Raw genomic sequence first — 16451 nt, 5'->3', positions numbered from 1 at the left:
ACCTCTTTGCTACAAGGTGATTTCCATGACGGAACAAGTATCCACAAGCAGGTGCGATTCACCGTTACTCCAGGCTTTTGTCGACAACCGCCTGATCCTGGTCAAGATCGCAGCCCGTATTACCGGCTGCCGATCCCGGGCTGAAGATGTGGTTCAAGATGCGTTTTTCCGCCTGCAATCGGCGCCGCAAATCACCTCCTCGTTCAAGGCCCAGCTCAGCTATCTGTTCCAGATCGTGCGCAACCTGGCCATCGACCACTATCGCAAGCAGGCGCTGGAGCAGAAGTATTCAGGCACTGAAGAGGAAGGCTTGAATGTGGTCATTCATGGCGCGTCACCTGAAACCTCGCACATGAACTTCTCCACCCTGGAAAACATCGCCGACGCGCTGACCGAATTGCCCAGCCGCACGCGCTATGCCTTCGAGATGTATCGCCTGCATGGCGTCCCGCAAAAGGACATTGCCAAGGAGCTCGGAGTCTCGCCGACCCTGGTGAACTTCATGATTCGCGATGCCCTGGTGCACTGCCGCAAAGTCTCGGGCAACCGCCCCGATACCTTCGCCCGTCGCTGACCCGCGACCGGCGCCGAGCCAAGGCGCCGTGCAACACCCGGCTTGGGCAGTGTTCACACCTCAAGCAGGCCACTCTGGCCAAGTACCAGCAACGCCGCACGCTTGTGCAACAGATCGAATTCCTGCTGACAGTACCGACAACGGTCATGTGCAGCACAGACCGGTGTGTGGGCGAACGCCGGGGGCCGTTCAGCTCCCGGTTGATCCAGGTACAGCGCATGCACCTGTGCCGATAACCAGAACGCCAACCGGTCCTGCCGGGCCGTTTCAGCCGCCTGGGGATCGCTCGCCGCTGGCCCCAGGCCCCCGGCGCGCAATGCCTCGAACAGCACCTGCCGGGCGGCGATCGCATCGATCCCCGCAGCCGCGCCCTTAGGCATGGCGTCAACACTCAGCGGATTCACAAGGGACATGGCAGGGCTCACTGTCAGTTGGGCATTCAACCAAGTGACGTGGGCCGCCGAAGGAAATTTAGCCCGGCGCGAACCGGGCTCGGTGAACAGGCGCTCAGGCGCGGGGGACGGGCATCACGGTAATCCGGTAGGGATCGAAGATCTTCTGCATCTGGCCGTTGTCCCGCAGCTTTTGCAAAATCCCGGCAAAGTCCGCCGCCGTGATGGGCGCCTTGGGCCGGATCAGCGTGTAGTGGTGATAGACCTGATCGATACGTTCAGACACCAGCAGTTGGTCGGTGTTCTCGACGTTGCGGGCGAGGAAGTCGCTGAGGTAGGAGCGGGTCACCAGGGCAATGTCCGCCCTGCCCCGCAGGACCATCAGCAGGTTGCTGTCGTGGGAGTAGGTCAGCGTGGCGTTGTAGGTGTCGGCGAGGTATTTGGGGTCGGCATTGAACTGGGCGAAGGCGTAGTGGTAACCGCTGAACAGCGCCAGGCGCTTGCCCGTCAGCTCGGCGAAGTACTCCTGGCCGCGTTCAGGCTCGCGCTGGGCGACGAAAATCTCTGCATCCTCCAGCCCCATGTCAACGCTGGTGTGGGCAATATCCTGCCACCCCCAGGCGGGGTTTTCGAAGATCGCCAGGTCCACCCGGCCTTGCTCGAAATCACGGAAACGCCGGGGAATCGAAGTCGGCACCAGGACGAACTGGTAATCGCTCTGGGACTGGTTGAGGGCTTCCACCAGTTGCGGCAGCAAACCGGTGTCGGCGCCGGTTTCCGGGCGTACGGTATAAGGCGGAAAATGCGCCGCCGCGACCCGCACCAACTGCGCCGATGAAGCCGGACAAAGCCACAGTGTTGCCAGAGTCAGCAAGAGCATTCGCAAGGCCGACCGCAGCGGCAAGGACATCAAGGCAACACACCTCGGATAAAAGAAAAGTAATGCCATAACGCTAGGCGCATTCCGCCACTTCGACAATGTTGCGGCACAGAATTAGTCGGTGTCTCAATGATCCTTGAGCACCAACAACAAAGCCTCTTGCGCCAACTGCTCCAGGGTCAGGCTACCCTGCGCACGGAACCAGGTGGTGGTCCAGGACAGGGCACCGGTCAGAAAACGCCGCGTGATGAACACATCGCCCTTGATGAACCCGGCATCCTTGGCCTCTCCCAGCACCTGCAGCCAGATCTGCTCGTAGATATCGCGCAGCGCCAGCACTGCGGCCTGCCCTTCCGCGGACAGCGAGCGCCACTCATAGACCAGTACCGCCATGGCTTCGCCGCTGCCGCCCATGATCGATTGCAGTTCGCAGCGGATCAGCGCCAGCACCCGCTCGCGCACGCTGCCGGCCTCGGCCAGCTCGGCGCGCATCAAGGCGGTGTTGTAGTGGATGGTTTCCTGCATCACCGCCCGCAGGATGTCGTCCTTGCTCTTGAAGTGATGAAAGATGCTGCCGGATTGAATGCCCACCGCACCGGCCAGGTCACGCACCGTGGTGCGCTCGTAACCCTTGTTGCGAAACAGGTGCGCCGCCGTCTGCAGCAGCTTGCCCCGGGCGCTCTCGGGATCGGTCACTTGCCCGCTGGCGATCAGCTCGCGTACTACCTGCAAGGCTTTTTGCTCGTCCACCGGTGTTCTCCTACATTCACTTCATCAAGAGCCAGCGTACTCCGGCAACACCGGCCGTGGCGCGCGCAATTTAAGCCCCTCGGGATCACCAAGCAAGCGCTTGACTAGAAGAATCCATCCGCCCATTTACAAACCAAGCGCTTGCTTGGTAGCCTCCTCGCAGTTCTTTCTTCGAGAGCCCTGTCATGACCAAGACTGTACGAATCGGCTGCGCCAGCGCCTTCTGGGGCGACACCAGCAGCGCCGCCGGGCAACTGGTGGAAGGTGGCCGCCTGGATTACCTGGTGTTCGACTACCTCGCCGAGATCACCCTGTCGATCATGGCCGGGGCCCGTATGAAAGACCCGGCGGCGGGCTACGCCACGGATTTCGTCGAGGTGCTCAAACCACTGCTGGCCTCGATTCATCAACAGGGCATCCGGGTTATCAGCAACGCCGGCGGGGTCAATCCGCAGGCCTGTGCCAGTGCGCTGCGGGCCGCCTGCGAGCAGGCCGGGGTACCACTGAAGATCGCCGTGTTGCTGGGGGACGACCTGCAACCGCAGTTCAAGCAACTGGGCAGCGCCGGAATCAAGGAAATGTTCAGCGGCGCGCCGCTGCCGCCGATGTGCGTCTCCACCAACGCCTACCTCGGCGCTCCCGGTATCGTCGAGGCCCTGCGCCTGGGCGCGGACATCGTGATCACCGGACGCGGCGTCGACAGCGCGGTGGTCAGCGCCGCCCTGGTGCACGAGTTCGCCTGGTCCTGGCAGGACTACGATCGCCTGGCCCAGGCCGCCTTGGCCGGGCACATCATCGAGTGCGGGGCCCAATGCACCGGCGGCAACTTCACCGACTGGCGCGAAGTGCCGGACTACGAACACATCGGCTTTCCCATCGTGGAAGTCGACAGCGATGGCCAGTTCGTGGTCAGCAAGACCCCCGGCACCGGCGGGCTGGTGAGCACGCTGACGGTTGGCGAACAACTGCTGTACGAAATAGGCAATCCAAGGGCTTACCTGCTTCCAGATGTTGTGTGCGATTTTTCCCAGGTGCAGCTGCATCAGCGGGCACCGGATGCAGTCAGCGTCCGCGGTGCCAAAGGCCTGCCTCCCAGCCACCAGTACAAGGTCAGCGCCACCTACCCGGACGGCTTTCGCTGCACCGCCAGTTGCCTGATGGCCGGGATCGATGCGGTGGCCAAGGCGCGCCGGGTCAGCCAGGCGATCATCGACAAGACCAGCGAGATGTTTGCCCAACGCGGTTGGGGGCCCTACAGCGAAGTGAATATCGAGCTGTTGGGCAGCGAGGCCACCTACGGCCCTCACGGCCAGCGCCAGGACAGCCGCGAAGTGGTGATCAAACTGGCGGTGCGCCATCCGAACAAGTCCGCCCTGGTGCTGTTTTCCCGGGAGATCGCCCAAGCTGCCACCGGTATGGCCCCAGGGCTGACCGGGATCGTCGGCGGACGGCCGACGGTGTATCCGGTGATACGACTGTTCTCCTTCCTGCTGGATAAAGACGCTTGCCAACTGGCGATCGATTTTGCCGGCCAGCGCCATCCTTGCGCTCTGCCCGAGGTGGACCGCCTGGACTCCAGCGCCCTGCCCGCCCCGCATCCGCTGCCCACGCCCCAAGGCCGCGCCGATGCCAGCGTGCCCCTGGTCAAGCTGGCGGTGGCACGCTCCGGGGACAAGGGCAATCACAGCAATATCGGTGTGCTCGCGCGCCATCCCGACTACCTGCCATGGATCGCCGAAGCCCTGACCCCTGAGGTGCTGGTGGACTGGATGGGCCATGTGCTCGACCCGGTCCAGGGCCGGGTACAGCGCTGGTACCTGCCAGGCACCCACAGCCTCAACTTCCTGCTGGAAAACGCCCTGGGCGGTGGCGGTGTCGCCAGCCTGCGCATCGACCCGCAAGGCAAAGCCTTCGCCCAGCAGTTGCTGGAAATCCAGATTCCGGTGCCCCAGCGCATCGCCGACGCCTTCAATTAAGGAGCTGCCGTGGTGTACGAGTCGATTTTCAAAGCCCAACTGTTCGTCGGCCAGACCATCATCGTCACCGGCGGCGGCAGCGGCATTGGCCGTTGCACCGCCCACGAACTGGCGGCGCTGGGGGCTCACGTGCTGCTGGTGGGCCGCAAGGCGGAAAAACTGCAGAAGGTCGCCGACGAGATCACCGAGGACGGCGGCAAGGCCGACTGGCAGGCCTGTGACATTCGCGACGAGGAGGCGGTCAAGGCCCTGGTAGGCCAGTTGATCGCCAGCCACGGAGCGATTCACGGCTTGGTGAACAATGCCGGCGGCCAGTATCCGGCAGCGCTGGCCTCGATCAATCAGAAAGGCTTTGAAACCGTGTTGCGCACCAACCTGGTGGGTGGCTTCCTGATGGCCCGGGAAGTGTTCAACCAGTCCATGAGCAAGCATGGCGGGAGCATCGTCAACATGCTCGCCGACATGTGGGGCGGCATGCCCGGCATGGGCCACTCCGGCGCGGCGCGTTCAGGCATGGACAACTTCACCAAGACCGCCGCCTATGAATGGGGCCACGCCGGGGTCCGGGTGAATGCCGTGGCGCCGGGCTGGATCGCCTCCAGCGGCATGGACACCTACGAAGGCGCATTCAAGGCGGTGATTCCAACCTTGCGCGAGCACGTGCCGCTCAAGCGCATTGGCACCGAGTCGGAAGTCAGCGCAGCGATTGTCTTTCTGCTCAGCCCTGGCGCCGCCTTTGTCAGCGGCAGCACCTTGCGCATCGACGGCGCCGCCAGCCTTGGCAGTCGTGCCTGGCCCCTGGGCAAGGCGCGCAACAGTGAGTCGTACAACGGCTTTCACCGTGCCTATCTGCCAGACGTACTCAAGGGCGAGGACTAAGCCATGCCGCTGATTCACTCCCAACTCGACCCCCACAGCCCGCAGTTCGCACAGAACCGCGCGGCCATGCTGGTGGGCCTGCAACAGTTGCAAGGCCTGCAGCAGAACCTGCTGGACAAGGCCGCCGAGGCCAAGGCCAAGTTCGACCAGCGCGGCCAGTTGCTGCCCCGGGAACGCCTCAACCTGCTGCTGGACCCGGGTGCGCCGTTTCTTGAACTGGCCAGCCTTGCCGGCTACAAGCTGCATGACGACAAGGACGGCAGCCAGGCCGGCGGTGGCCTGATCGCCGGCATCGGCTACGTCTGCGGGGTGCGCATGCTGGTGGTGGCCAACAACAGTGCGATCAAGGGCGGGACCATTTCCCCCAGCGGCTTGAAGAAGTCCCTGCGCCTGCAACAGATCGCCATGGAGAACAAACTGCCGGTGGTGACCCTGGCGGAAAGCGGTGGCGCCAACCTCAACTACGCGGCAGAGATCTTCGTCGAAGGCGCACGCAGCTTCGCCAATCAGGCGCGGATGTCGGCCATGGGCTTGCCGCAGATCACTGTGGTCCATGGCTCGGCCACTGCCGGTGGCGCCTACCAGCCCGGCCTGTCGGACTACGTGGTGGTGGTGCGCGGCAAGGCCAAGCTGTTTCTCGCCGGGCCGCCGCTGCTCAAGGCTGCCACCGGTGAGGTGGCCACCGACGAAGAGCTGGGGGGTGCCGAGATGCACGCCCAGATCGCCGGCACCGCCGAGTACCTGGCGGAAAATGACGCCGACGGCATCCGCATTGTTCGCGAAATCGTTGGCCTGCTGCCGTGGAACGCCCTGCTGCCGGTGCCACCTTCCAGAACCTGGAATGAGCCGCTGTACCCCATCGAAGAACTGCTGGGGCTGATTCCCGAAGATCCGAAAAAACCCTATGACGCCCGGGAAATCGTCGCCCGCCTGGCGGATGGCTCGCAGTTCCTGGAGTTCAAGGGCGAGTTCGACTCACAGACCCTCTGCGGCCAGCTGCAGATCCAGGGTCGGCCCTGCGGCTTCATCGGCAACAACGGACCGATCACGCCCCAGGGTGCGAGCAAGGCGGCGCAGTTCATCCAGCTGTGTGACCAGAGCCGCACGCCGCTGCTGTTCTTCCACAACACCACCGGTTTCATGGTCGGCACCGAGTCCGAGCAGCAAGGGGTGATCAAGCACGGGGCGAAGCTGATCCAGGCGGTGGCCAATGCCCGAGTGCCCAAGCTGACCATCGTCGTCGGCGGCTCCTATGGCGCCGGCAACTATGCAATGTGCGGCCGCGGCCTGGACCCGCGCTTCATCTTCGCCTGGCCCAACAGCCGCACCGCAGTGATGGGCGGCGCCCAGGCCGGCAAGGTGCTGCGTATTGTCACCGAGGCCAAGCATGCGAAGAACGGCCAAGAAGCCGACCCGAAGATGCTCGACATGCTCGAGCAGGTCACCGCGCAGAAACTCGACAGCCAGTCCACCGCCTTGTACGGCAGCGCCAACCTGTGGGACGACGGCCTGATCGATCCGCGGGATACCCGGACCCTGCTCGGCTATCTGCTGGATATCTGCCATGAGGCAGAGGTGCGGACCTTGCAACCCAACAGTTTCGGCGTGGCACGCTTTTAACCGCGCGATCAAGCGCAGGTGCCCTTCCGGTCGCCGCAGGACCTTGTCGTGCAAACGCAGCCCAAGCCTTCGGCAGCGGCTAGCAATGGAATTTCGCGGTGTGAGCCAACTTGAGGAGAACAACAATGATCTTCACCCAGGAACACGAAGAACTGCGGCGCACAGTGCGCAATTTTGTCGACCGCGAGATCAACCCCCACGTCGATGAGTGGGAAAAGGCCGGGCGTTTCCCCATTCACGACATCTTCCGCAAGGCCGGCGAGCTGGGGCTGCTGGGCATCTCCAAACCGGAAAAATTCGGTGGCATGGGCCTGGATTACAGCTACTCCATCGTTGCTGCCGAAGAGTTCGGCACCATCCATTGCGGCGGCATCCCGATGTCCATCGGCGTGCAGACCGACATGTGCACCCCGGCCCTGGCGCGCTTCGGCTCCGATGAGCTGCGCGACGAGTTCCTGCGCCCGGCCATCAGCGGCGAGCAGGTGGGCTGCATCGGCGTCTCCGAGGTCGGTGCCGGTTCCGATGTCGCCGGGCTCAAGACCCATGCGCGCAAGGACGGCGACGACTACGTGATCAACGGCAGCAAGATGTGGATCACCAACTCCCCCAGCGCCGACTTCATCTGCCTGCTGGCCAACACCTCGGAGGACAAGCCCCACGTCAACAAGTCGTTGATCATGGTGCCGATGAATAGCCCCGGGATCAGCCTCAGCTCGCACCTGGACAAGCTCGGCATGCGCAGCTCGGAAACCGCCCAGGTGTTTTTCGACAACGTGCGGGTGCCCCAGCGCAACCGCATCGGCCATGAAGGCGCCGGTTTCATGATGCAGATGCTGCAGTTCCAGGAAGAGCGGCTGTTTGGCGCGGCGAACATGCTCAAGGGCCTGGAATACTGCGTCGACAGCACCATCGAATACTGCAAGGAACGCCGGACCTTCGGCAGCCCGCTGATCGACAACCAGGTGATCCATTTTCGCCTGGCCGAACTGTCCACCGAGATCGAATGCCTGCGGGCTCTGGTCTATCAAGCCACCGAGCAGTACGTGCGCGGCCAGGACGTGACCCGCCTGGCGTCCATGGCCAAGCTCAAGGCTGGGCGCCTGGGCCGCGAGGTCAGCGACAGCTGCCTGCAATACTGGGGCGGCATGGGCTTCATGTGGGACAACCCGGTGGCCCGCGCCTACCGCGACGTGCGCCTGGTGTCGATTGGCGGCGGTGCCGACGAGATCATGCTGGGGATCATCTGCAAACTCATGGGCATCCTGCCGGGGAAGAAAAAATGATCAGCCTGCCCTCCTGCGAAACTCTGCTGCTGAAACCGGCTGGCGGCGTCCTGCATATCACCCTCAACCGCCCTGAAAGCCGCAACGCCATGAGCTTGCAGATGGTCGCCGAACTGCGTGCAGTGCTCGCCGCGGTGCGCGACCAGCAGCACCTGCGCGTGCTGGTGATCAGTGGCAGCGACGGGCACTTCTGCGCAGGCGGCGATATCAAGGACATGGCCGGTGCCCGGGCCCATGGCAGCAGCGCCTTTCGCCAGTTGAACCGGGCTTTCGGCACGCTGCTGGAAGAAGCACAACGGATACCCCAGACACTGATCTGTGTGCTTCAGGGCGCGGTCCTGGGCGGCGGTTTCGGCTTGGCCTGCGTCAGCGATATCGCGATTGCCGAGGCCCAGGCGCAGTTCGGCCTGCCGGAAACCAGCCTCGGCCTGCTGCCGGCGCAGATCGCTCCGTTCGTGGTCCGGCGCATCGGCCTGACCCAGGCCCGGCGCCTGGCCCTGACCGCCGCGCGCTTCGACGGCAGCGAGGCCGAGCGCCTGGGTCTGGTGCACTTTGTCGAGCATGGCACGCAGGCTCTGGAACAACGTTTGCAGCAACAAGTCGCCTTGGTGCTGCGCTGCGCGCCGGGAGCCAACGCCGCCACCAAGGCCATGCTTCTGGCCAGTGTCGACCAGCCCCTGGGGCCCTTGCTCGATCAGGCGGCAGAAGACTTTGCCAATGCCGTCAGCAGTGAGGAAGGCATCGAGGGGACCCTGGCATTCGTGCAAAAACGCAAACCGGCCTGGGCCAACTGAAGCCTGTCAGCTGCGAATACGCGAGCCGCTATCACACCGCTTTCTGGGAGCCACCGATGCCCGCCTTCAACAAGATCCTCATCGCCAACCGTGGCGAAATCGCCTGTCGGATCCAGCGCACCGCCCAGGCCCTGGGTTATCGCACCGTCGCAGTGTTCAGTGACGCCGACACCGCTGCCCTGCATGTGCAAATGGCTGACGAAGCCGTGCATATCGGCCCCTCGGCGGTGCAGCAGTCCTACCTCAACAGTGCGGCAATCCTTGAGGCGGCCCGGCGCAGCGGTGCCGATGCGATCCACCCGGGTTATGGCTTTCTTTCAGAAAACGCCGAGTTCGCCGCAGCCTGTGAAAACGCCGGCTTGGTGTTCATCGGCCCTAGCGCCGCCGCCATCGAGTTGATGGGCAGCAAGCGCCGTTCGAAAATCGCCATGCTCGAAGCCGGCGTGCCCTGCATCCAGGGCTATCAGGGCGAAGCACAGGACGACCTCACCCTGCAACGCGAAGCCCTGCGCATCGGCTATCCGCTGATGATCAAGGCCAGCGCCGGTGGCGGTGGACGCGGCATGCGTCTGGTGCAGCAGCCAGAGCAGTTGCTGGAGCAGATCCGTACCGCGCGCTCCGAAGCCCTGCATGCGTTCGGCAGCGACGAGCTGATTCTGGAGCAGGCTCTGATCGAGCCACGGCACGTGGAAATGCAGGTGTTCGGCGACCAGCAGGGTCAGTTGATCTACCTGGGTGAGCGGGATTGCTCGATCCAGCGCCGGCATCAGAAGGTCATCGAGGAAGCACCCTGCCCAGTGATGACCGAGGCGCTGCGTCGAGCCATGGGCGAAGCCGCCCTGAAGGCCGGGCGCGCGGTGAACTATGTCGGCGCCGGCACCGTGGAATTTCTGCTGGACGCCCGCGGGCAGTTCTATTTCCTGGAGATGAACACCCGCTTGCAGGTGGAGCACCCAGTCACCGAGTTGATCACCGGCCTGGACCTGGTTGCCCTGCAACTGCAAGTGGCTGCCGGCGAGCCTCTGCCCCTGACCCAGGAGCAGGTGGTGCTCAACGGCCACGCCATCGAGGTGCGACTCTACGCCGAAGACCCGGCGCAGAACTTCCTGCCGCAGACCGGCCAGGTCCTGCGCTGGGAGCCTGCACCGGGGATACGCGTCGATCATGGCCTGCTGGAAGGCCAGTGGATCAGCCCCTTCTACGACCCGATGCTGGGCAAGTTGATTGCCTACGGTGCGACTCGCGAAGAGGCGCGGCGCAAGCTGTTGCGGGGGGTCGAGGATTGCGTGCTGCTGGGGCTCGAAAGCAATCGCCGGTTGCTGGCCAATCTGCTCCGGCACCCGCTGTTCGCCAGCGGCCAATTCAGCACGGCCTTCATCACCGAGCATTTTGCCCAGGACCCAAGCCTGCAGCCCCAAGTGCCCAGCAGTGAAGAACTGGCGATTGCCACTGCGCTGTTCTATCACCACAGTGCAAGCGCACACAGCTCTGCGCTGAGTACCTGGCGCAACCACGCCAGCGTGCCCTTGGGCTACCGCCTCGGACTGCATGACAGCCAATGGGCGCTGGAACTGACGGCGCTGGCATCGGGCGTGGTACAGGTGCGACAGGCGCAGGAACAGTTCGAGCTCAAGGTACACAGTGCCGATGGTCGCCGGGCAACCTTGGAGATCGACGGTATTCGCCGTCATTACCCCTATCATCTGCAGGACGGGGAACTCTGGCTGAGCTGCGCCGGCGGCAGCCTGCACCTGCAGGATCGCACCCATGCACCGGTCAAGAGTCAGTTGGGAGCTCACTCGGGCACCCTCAAGGCGCCCATGGATGGGGCTATCGTCGATGTGCTGGTGAGTGAAGGCATGAGCGTCAGCAAAGGCCAACTGTTGCTGGTGCTGGAGGCGATGAAGATGGAGCACCCACTCAAGGCCGGGATCGACGGGGTGATCACCCGGGTCCAGGTCAACCTTGGTGACCAGGTGAAAAACCGGCAGATTCTCGTGGAAGTGGAATAAGTCGGCGGCGCCTTCTATACAGACAGACGGCGATCCGACCTGCCGGGGTTGGAGCCAGGTCGCGGAGCACGAGAATGCGCTATACCCCGCAACAGGCCCATCAGTTGGCAAAACGCTTGGCAATCCGTGTGGGCGCCAGTGAGGCAGTAGCCGATGCCTTGGCCGCCGCCACCGTGGCCGCCGAGCTTGCGGGCCGTCCCGCAGTGGGTTTCAGCCATCTGCAGGATTATCTGGGGGCCATGCGGGCCGGGCGGATAGCCCCTGGCGCCGAGCCGCTGCTGGAGTTCCCGGCGCCGGCACTGATTCGCGTGGACGCCCAGGGCGGCATTGCCCAGCTGGGTTTCGATCGAGCCTTCGACGAGCTGTGCCAGCGCGCCGGCCACTACGGCATCAGCCTGCTGGCCCAGCACAACAGCTACACCTGCGGCGAGCTGGGTTATTACACTCGGCGCCTGGCCGATGCCGGGCTGGTATGTTTCGCCGCCACCAATGGCCCGGCCCTGATGGGTGCCGGCCACTGCCGAGAGGCGGTGTACTGCACCAACCCGCTGTCCTTTGCCGCTCCGGTCGTCGATGGTTCGCCCCTGGTGATCGACCAGGCCTCCAGCGCCACTGCCTTCGTCAACCTGCGCCAGGCCGCCGAAAACGGCACGCCGATTCCCCCCGACTGGGCCCTGGACCGCCACGGGCGCCCCACCACTGACGCTCGGGAAGCAATCAACGGCCTGCTGCTGGCCTTCGGTGGCGCGCGCGGGGCGAACATCGCGCTGATGGTGGAGGTACTCGCCGCGGGGTTGAGCGGTGCCCACTGGTCCCTGGATGCCCCGTCCTTCATCGAAGGTTCGCAGTGCCCAGGCGCGGGGTTGCTGATCATCGCCTTGCAACCTGAGTTGCTGGCTGCGGATTTTGCAACGCGACTGAGCCAGCAACTGCTGCGCCTGAAGGAAAAAGGCATTCATATTCCCGGCAGGCAGACGGCGAGACTGAGTATCGAACTGAGTGCCGCCCTGCTTCATGAACTCGAGCACTAGGCGGATGCCTCGGCTTTGGCTACGCTCAAGCCTCATCAGGATGTTGAAGGCTGGAGTTTGTGATGCCCCACTGGCTGGTAATAGATTTGGAAGCCACGACGGATGAAGGGGGCTGGCCGGTGAGCGAGATGGAGATTATTGAAATCGGCGCCACCCTGGTTAACCGCCAAGGCCGGGAACAGGACCACTTCCAGCGTTTCGTCCGACCATTGCGACGCCCCCGGCTAACGCCGTTCTGCCGTGAGCTGACCCGCATCACCCAGGCCAACATCGACAGCGCCGCGCCCCTGAGCGAGGTCTGGAGCCTGTTCGAGCGCTGGCTCGGCCAGCATCAACCGCGCCTCGAAGGCTGGGCCAGTTGGGGGGACTACGATCGCAAGCAGCTGCAACTGGAGTGGCACAACCAGCAATTGCACAGCCTGTTGAATGACGTCCCACACATGAACCTCAAGCAGCGCTTCGCCAAGGCTCGACGCCTGGAGCGCCCGCTGGGCCTCAACGCAGCCTTGCAATTGGCCGGCATGCAGTTCAATGGCCAGCAACATCGAGCCCTGGAAGATGCACGCAATACAGCGCGTTTATTACCGCTGATTCTTCCTTGATGGCGACAGGTGACGGCCCTGAAGGCCTTGTGCATACTGGCCGACCTTTTTGACCCTTTCTTGAGGAATCGCCCATGTTTAAAGTCAACGAGTACTTCGACGGCACCGTCAAGTCGATTGCCTTCGGCACGGCCGAAGGTCCCGCCACCATTGGCGTCATGGCCCCGGGCGAATACGAGTTTGGTACTGCACAGCGGGAAATCATGCACGTGGTTTCCGGCGCCCTGAGCGTCAAGCTGCCCGACAGCGCCAACTGGGAAACCTTTCCCGCCGGCAGCCAGTTCAACGTACCGGCCAACAGCAAGTTCCAGCTGAAAGTCGCGGTGGACACCGCTTACCTGTGCGAATACCGCGGCTGATCGATCCGCTGCAGTTTTATCGCTGACAAAAAATGCCCGTCTCCCAGGAGACGGGCATTTTTCATAGTGCAGCCAGGATCGGTTCCCGGCGGGCTATTCGAGGACCGTCACCGACATCCCTACTTGCAGTCGCCCGTTGCTGTCGTTGACCAGGTTCTGGCCGAACATGGCCCCCTCTTCCCGGGCACGGTATTTCTGCAAGGTGGCCAGGGGCTCGCGATCAGCACTGCGTTCGCCGGTTTGCGGATCGATGGTCGTGAGGATGCAGCGGGCACAGGGCTTGACCACGCGAAACTCGACATCGCCGATACGCACACGCTTCCAGTTATCCTCGGCAAAGGCCTCGCTGCCCTCGATCACCAGGTTGGGACGAAAACGCAGCATCTCCAGGGGCCGTCCGACGCGGTACGACAAGTCTTCAAGCGATGCCTGGCCAATCAGCAGCAGGGGAAAGCCATCGGCAAACGCCACTTGGTCATCGTCCTTGCCATAACCGGCGGCAGTGGTCCGTGCGCGCTCCTGGGGGACCTGTACCAGGCGGGTCGGCTTGCCGATGAACTCACTGACCCAAGCACCCGCCTCGTCCCCGGCATCGGGCACGCGCAAGGTGTCCTGCCAGATGGTCACGCCGCGCAACGGCGAATCGACATCCGGCAGCGGCACTTCAAGGGTGGCATATCCGGGAGCACTCAGGGTCAGGCCACCCTGATCATTCCACAACGCTGACAGCTGACTCATCCGCGCCACGGCACGCTGGGTCAGGAAACGTCCACTGGCCTCATCCACCAGCATCCAGCGGCGATCCCCCTCAAGGCCCAGTTTATCCAGGCCGATCTGTTGCAGGGTTTCGCCCATGGCGGATTTCAACGGGTATCGATATAGCGCGCTAAGACGCATGTCCAGCTCCCTGTATGGGCAAAACCCTCACCCTATACCAGCGCCCCGATGAAACAAAGGAGCGCGTCAGTGCCGGATACACCCCTGTCACTCAGGCGCTGACTTCATCCAGCAGCAGACGCTGACGGACCACATCCACCAGTTTGTCCGGCTGGAATTTGGAGAGGAAGTTGTCGCAACCGACCTTCTTCACCATGGATTCGTTGAAGCTACCGGACAAGGACGTGTGCAATACCACGTAGAGCCCACGCAGCCGCGGGTCATTGCGGATCTCGGTGGTCAGGCGATAACCGTCCATCTCTGGCATTTCCGCATCGGTGAACACCATCAATAGCTTCTCGGTCATATTGACCCCGGTATCCGCCCAGGCCTTGAGCATGTTCAGCGCCTTGAGGCCATCACTGGCAATGTGCATCTTCACCCCCAACTGGCCAAGGGTGTCGCGCAGTTGCGACAGGGCCACATTGGAGTCGTCCACCAGCAGCACTTCACGATCACGGGCACGAGCCAGGATCGGATCATCGAGTTTGTCGCGGGATACCTTGGCGTTGTACGGCACGATTTCCGCCAGGACTTTTTCGACATCGATGATTTCCACCAGCTGGTCGTCGACCTTGCTGATGGCTGTCAGATAGTGCTGGCGCCCGGCACTGGCTGGCGGCGGCATGATGGCCTCCCAGTTCATGTTGACGATGCGATCCACTCCGCCCACCAGGAACGCCTGCACCGAACGGTTGTATTCGGTAACGATGATGGTGCTGTTGGGCCCCGGAATCAGCGGCCGCATGCCGATCGCCTGGGACAGGTCGATGACCGGGAGAGTCTGGCCACGCAGATTGACCACACCACAGACAAACGGATGGCGCTGGGGCATCAGGGTCAACTTCGGCAGTTGCAGCACCTCCTGCACCTTGAACACGTTGATCGCGAACAGCTGTCGACCGGCCAGCCGGAACATGAGGATTTCCAGGCGATTCTCACCCACCAGCTGCGTGCGTTGATCTACCGTGTCGAGAATGCCGGCCATTAAAGACTCCTGGGCTTGTTCTGATGAATTCACTAAAGACTGATATCGGCCGGATACGCCGTATCTTGACCCGCATGCAAATTGGCATACAAAGCCATTGATGTCACATTAACATCATGCTTTACTGAGACGGTCAATTCAGCACCGCAACTCTGCGACGGCGAGACCTCTATCTCGGCGGTAGGTTCCCATATCTAGGGGAATCCCCTAGCAACAATCAGGATCAGCCTGATATTCGCGATATCCAATAGCCATTAATGTGACGCCATTCTCATTGCATGAATGGAGTCAGGCTTTTGTTTTTGATCGCAGAAAGGTGGCCTAGCAGCCTTTCAAGCCTAAATACCCTCGCCCATCAAACCCCTGCGTCCGCGCGCAGCATGGCTGTGGCCGGCATTTGGGCAGCGTCAGAAAGTGATGAAAGCCCACTCTCGCGGCCGACTGTGATCGCCGATAAAAAATCAGATTTATCTGATATACAACTGCAAAAATCACGTTCTACCTTGAAACCGTTTAGCCAACGCCCTATCCCACCATCGGACACGAAGTCATGGAGATAAGCATGCTAAAGGACGGCCATGAGTGCACGACCCCACTGCCCGAATTCCTGTTTGAAGCCCATGCCCTACTGGCGAAGTCGGAAGACTGCCTGAATCATCTGCTCCTGATCAGAAATGACGAAGAGGCCATCAATTGCCTGCTCGTCAGCCTGCAGCGCCTGGCACAGATTGCAATGCGTCATGCCATCAGCCCACTATCAGAGTTTTCCCTGCATATCCATGGCCTGCTGAAACGCACAGCTCACCCGCTGGACCTCAATGAATCGACCCTTGATGCCTTGAAGAGCTGCCTGACACTGATGGCCTGGCAACTGGAGCTGATCGACCCGAACAACGGCCAGCTAAACCTGGATGACAGCGAACAAGTGATGCTGATTGAGGAGTTGGCTGAGCAAGTGGCGCAGAACTGCACCTGTACATATCCATCTTGCCGGCATTGAAGTTGCGTTTATCCCGCAGGAAGCCGGGTAGAACATCAATAAACATCCGCTCAACTGTCCAGCGCACCGTCGTTATTGAGTATTTCATACCCGAGAACGACATCGTCGACTAAATAACTCCAACTTGTATCCATCCTGGGACTTTATGTTCCAAGACTTGCACCTGCTCGCAAGACCTCCTTTCCCCTAGTATTTGCTGTGCCTCGCCACTGACAGCAAAAATCGGACAGGTGTACCGAAACGCTCCTATTCCTGACTCCAAAGACATATATAACTGAGCGTATAACCGCGACCAACGGTATCTTCGGTGGTATTATGTCGCGCATTAATAGACACCATTAATGGCACTTTGACTCCAATGTCAGCGGTCACTAC

16 protein-coding genes are annotated in these 16451 nt (G+C 62.2%); 11 read left to right on the top strand and 5 right to left on the bottom strand.

All coding sequences use genetic code 11. The features are described 5' to 3' along the window. The first annotated feature begins 25 nt into the window (after positions 1-25). Entirely contained in the window at positions 26-574 is a 549-nt protein-coding gene (locus tag GV818_RS17495; protein ID WP_025127259.1) for an RNA polymerase factor sigma-70, read from the top strand. Between the two features lie 53 nt (positions 575-627). On the opposite strand, the gene GV818_RS17490 is transcribed toward GV818_RS17495, so the two are convergent. The 3 genes from GV818_RS17490 to GV818_RS17480 form a co-directional block, all read right to left on the bottom strand. After that, entirely contained in the window at positions 628-987 is a 360-nt protein-coding gene (locus GV818_RS17490) for a pyoverdine biosynthesis protein (protein WP_161756915.1), read from the bottom strand. A gap of 94 nt (positions 988-1081) precedes the next feature. Continuing rightward, positions 1082-1876, bottom strand: coding sequence for a substrate-binding periplasmic protein (locus GV818_RS17485; RefSeq protein WP_161756916.1), 795 nt, complete (start codon positions 1874-1876; stop codon positions 1082-1084). 96 nt (positions 1877-1972) lie between these two features. Then, on the bottom strand, positions 1973-2596 hold the full coding sequence (locus tag GV818_RS17480; RefSeq protein ID WP_161777086.1) for a TetR/AcrR family transcriptional regulator: 624 nt from the start codon (positions 2594-2596) through the stop codon (positions 1973-1975). Between the two features lie 185 nt (positions 2597-2781). Here GV818_RS17480 and GV818_RS17475 point away from each other — a divergent pair, with 185 nt between their 5' ends. The 9 genes from GV818_RS17475 to GV818_RS17435 all read left to right on the top strand — a co-directional run bounded on the left by GV818_RS17475 (position 2782) and on the right by GV818_RS17435 (position 13152). Next, entirely contained in the window at positions 2782-4572 is a 1791-nt protein-coding gene (locus tag GV818_RS17475) for an acyclic terpene utilization AtuA family protein (RefSeq protein WP_161777085.1), read from the top strand. Positions 4573-4581: 9 nt separating this feature from the next. After that, complete coding sequence (locus GV818_RS17470; RefSeq protein ID WP_161777084.1) at positions 4582-5451, top strand: SDR family oxidoreductase; 870 nt, start codon at positions 4582-4584, stop codon at positions 5449-5451. Between the two features lie 3 nt (positions 5452-5454). Next, the gene (gene atuC / locus GV818_RS17465; protein WP_161777083.1) at positions 5455-7071 is read left to right on the top strand and encodes a geranyl-CoA carboxylase subunit beta; all 1617 of its coding nucleotides are present in this window, start codon (positions 5455-5457) and stop codon (positions 7069-7071) included. Between the two features lie 125 nt (positions 7072-7196). Continuing rightward, positions 7197-8354: a citronellyl-CoA dehydrogenase gene (gene atuD, locus GV818_RS17460; RefSeq protein WP_161756921.1), complete on the top strand. Its 1158-nt coding sequence runs from the start codon at positions 7197-7199 to the stop codon at positions 8352-8354. Further along, a complete protein-coding gene (locus GV818_RS17455; RefSeq protein WP_372242100.1) occupies positions 8354-9148 on the top strand; it encodes an enoyl-CoA hydratase/isomerase family protein in 795 nt (264 codons plus the stop codon). The genes atuD and GV818_RS17455 overlap by 1 nt, the downstream gene beginning before the upstream one ends. 56 nt (positions 9149-9204) lie before the next feature. After that, on the top strand, positions 9205-11160 hold the full coding sequence (locus tag GV818_RS17450; protein WP_161777081.1) for an acetyl/propionyl/methylcrotonyl-CoA carboxylase subunit alpha: 1956 nt from the start codon (positions 9205-9207) through the stop codon (positions 11158-11160). Positions 11161-11234: 74 nt separating this feature from the next. Beyond that, complete coding sequence (locus tag GV818_RS17445; RefSeq protein WP_161756924.1) at positions 11235-12191, top strand: Ldh family oxidoreductase; 957 nt, start codon at positions 11235-11237, stop codon at positions 12189-12191. A 62-nt stretch (positions 12192-12253) separates the two neighbouring features. Further along, positions 12254-12793: an exonuclease domain-containing protein gene (locus GV818_RS17440; protein ID WP_161756925.1), complete on the top strand. Its 540-nt coding sequence runs from the start codon at positions 12254-12256 to the stop codon at positions 12791-12793. 74 nt (positions 12794-12867) lie between these two features. Beyond that, positions 12868-13152 (top strand): pyrimidine/purine nucleoside phosphorylase, encoded by a 285-nt coding sequence (locus tag GV818_RS17435; protein WP_161756926.1) that lies wholly within the window; start codon positions 12868-12870, stop codon positions 13150-13152. Between the two features lie 93 nt (positions 13153-13245). Here GV818_RS17435 and GV818_RS17430 read toward each other — a convergent pair whose 3' ends face one another. Beyond that, complete coding sequence (locus GV818_RS17430; RefSeq protein WP_161756927.1) at positions 13246-14049, bottom strand: MOSC domain-containing protein; 804 nt, start codon at positions 14047-14049, stop codon at positions 13246-13248. 91 nt (positions 14050-14140) lie between these two features. Beyond that, positions 14141-15076, bottom strand: coding sequence for a chemotaxis protein CheV (locus tag GV818_RS17425; RefSeq protein ID WP_161756928.1), 936 nt, complete (start codon positions 15074-15076; stop codon positions 14141-14143). Positions 15077-15638: 562 nt separating this feature from the next. Here GV818_RS17425 and GV818_RS17420 point away from each other — a divergent pair. Then, the gene (locus GV818_RS17420) at positions 15639-16076 is read left to right on the top strand and encodes a hypothetical protein (RefSeq protein ID WP_161756929.1); all 438 of its coding nucleotides are present in this window, start codon (positions 15639-15641) and stop codon (positions 16074-16076) included. Positions 16077-16451: the final 375 nt, after the last annotated feature.

The organism is Pseudomonas sp. Fl4BN1, from assembly GCF_009908285.1.
Taxonomy (GTDB): domain Bacteria; phylum Pseudomonadota; class Gammaproteobacteria; order Pseudomonadales; family Pseudomonadaceae; genus Aquipseudomonas.
Note: the sequence above shows the minus strand (reverse complement) of the source record. Positions and strands in the feature narration are given on the sequence as shown.

Bases quoted from the DNA above. Each gene is read 5' to 3' on its own strand.
- GV818_RS17475 (WP_161777085.1), top strand. From the start codon at position 2,782: ATGACCAAGACTGTACGAATCGGCTGCGCCAGCGCCTTCTGGGGCGAC.
- GV818_RS17450 (WP_161777081.1), top strand. From the start codon at position 9,205: ATGCCCGCCTTCAACAAGATCCTCATCGCCAACCGTGGCGAAATCGCC.
- GV818_RS17445 (WP_161756924.1), top strand. From the start codon at position 11,235: ATGCGCTATACCCCGCAACAGGCCCATCAGTTGGCAAAACGCTTGGCA.
- GV818_RS17485 (WP_161756916.1), bottom strand. From the start codon at position 1,876: ATGTCCTTGCCGCTGCGGTCGGCCTTGCGAATGCTCTTGCTGACTCTG.
- GV818_RS17435 (WP_161756926.1), top strand. From the start codon at position 12,868: ATGTTTAAAGTCAACGAGTACTTCGACGGCACCGTCAAGTCGATTGCC.
- GV818_RS17495 (WP_025127259.1), top strand. From the start codon at position 26: ATGACGGAACAAGTATCCACAAGCAGGTGCGATTCACCGTTACTCCAG.
- atuC (WP_161777083.1), top strand. From the start codon at position 5,455: ATGCCGCTGATTCACTCCCAACTCGACCCCCACAGCCCGCAGTTCGCA.
- GV818_RS17420 (WP_161756929.1), top strand. From the start codon at position 15,639: ATGCTAAAGGACGGCCATGAGTGCACGACCCCACTGCCCGAATTCCTG.
- GV818_RS17430 (WP_161756927.1), bottom strand. From the start codon at position 14,049: ATGCGTCTTAGCGCGCTATATCGATACCCGTTGAAATCCGCCATGGGC.
- GV818_RS17425 (WP_161756928.1), bottom strand. From the start codon at position 15,076: ATGGCCGGCATTCTCGACACGGTAGATCAACGCACGCAGCTGGTGGGT.
- atuD (WP_161756921.1), top strand. From the start codon at position 7,197: ATGATCTTCACCCAGGAACACGAAGAACTGCGGCGCACAGTGCGCAAT.
- GV818_RS17490 (WP_161756915.1), bottom strand. From the start codon at position 987: ATGTCCCTTGTGAATCCGCTGAGTGTTGACGCCATGCCTAAGGGCGCG.
- GV818_RS17440 (WP_161756925.1), top strand. From the start codon at position 12,254: ATGCCCCACTGGCTGGTAATAGATTTGGAAGCCACGACGGATGAAGGG.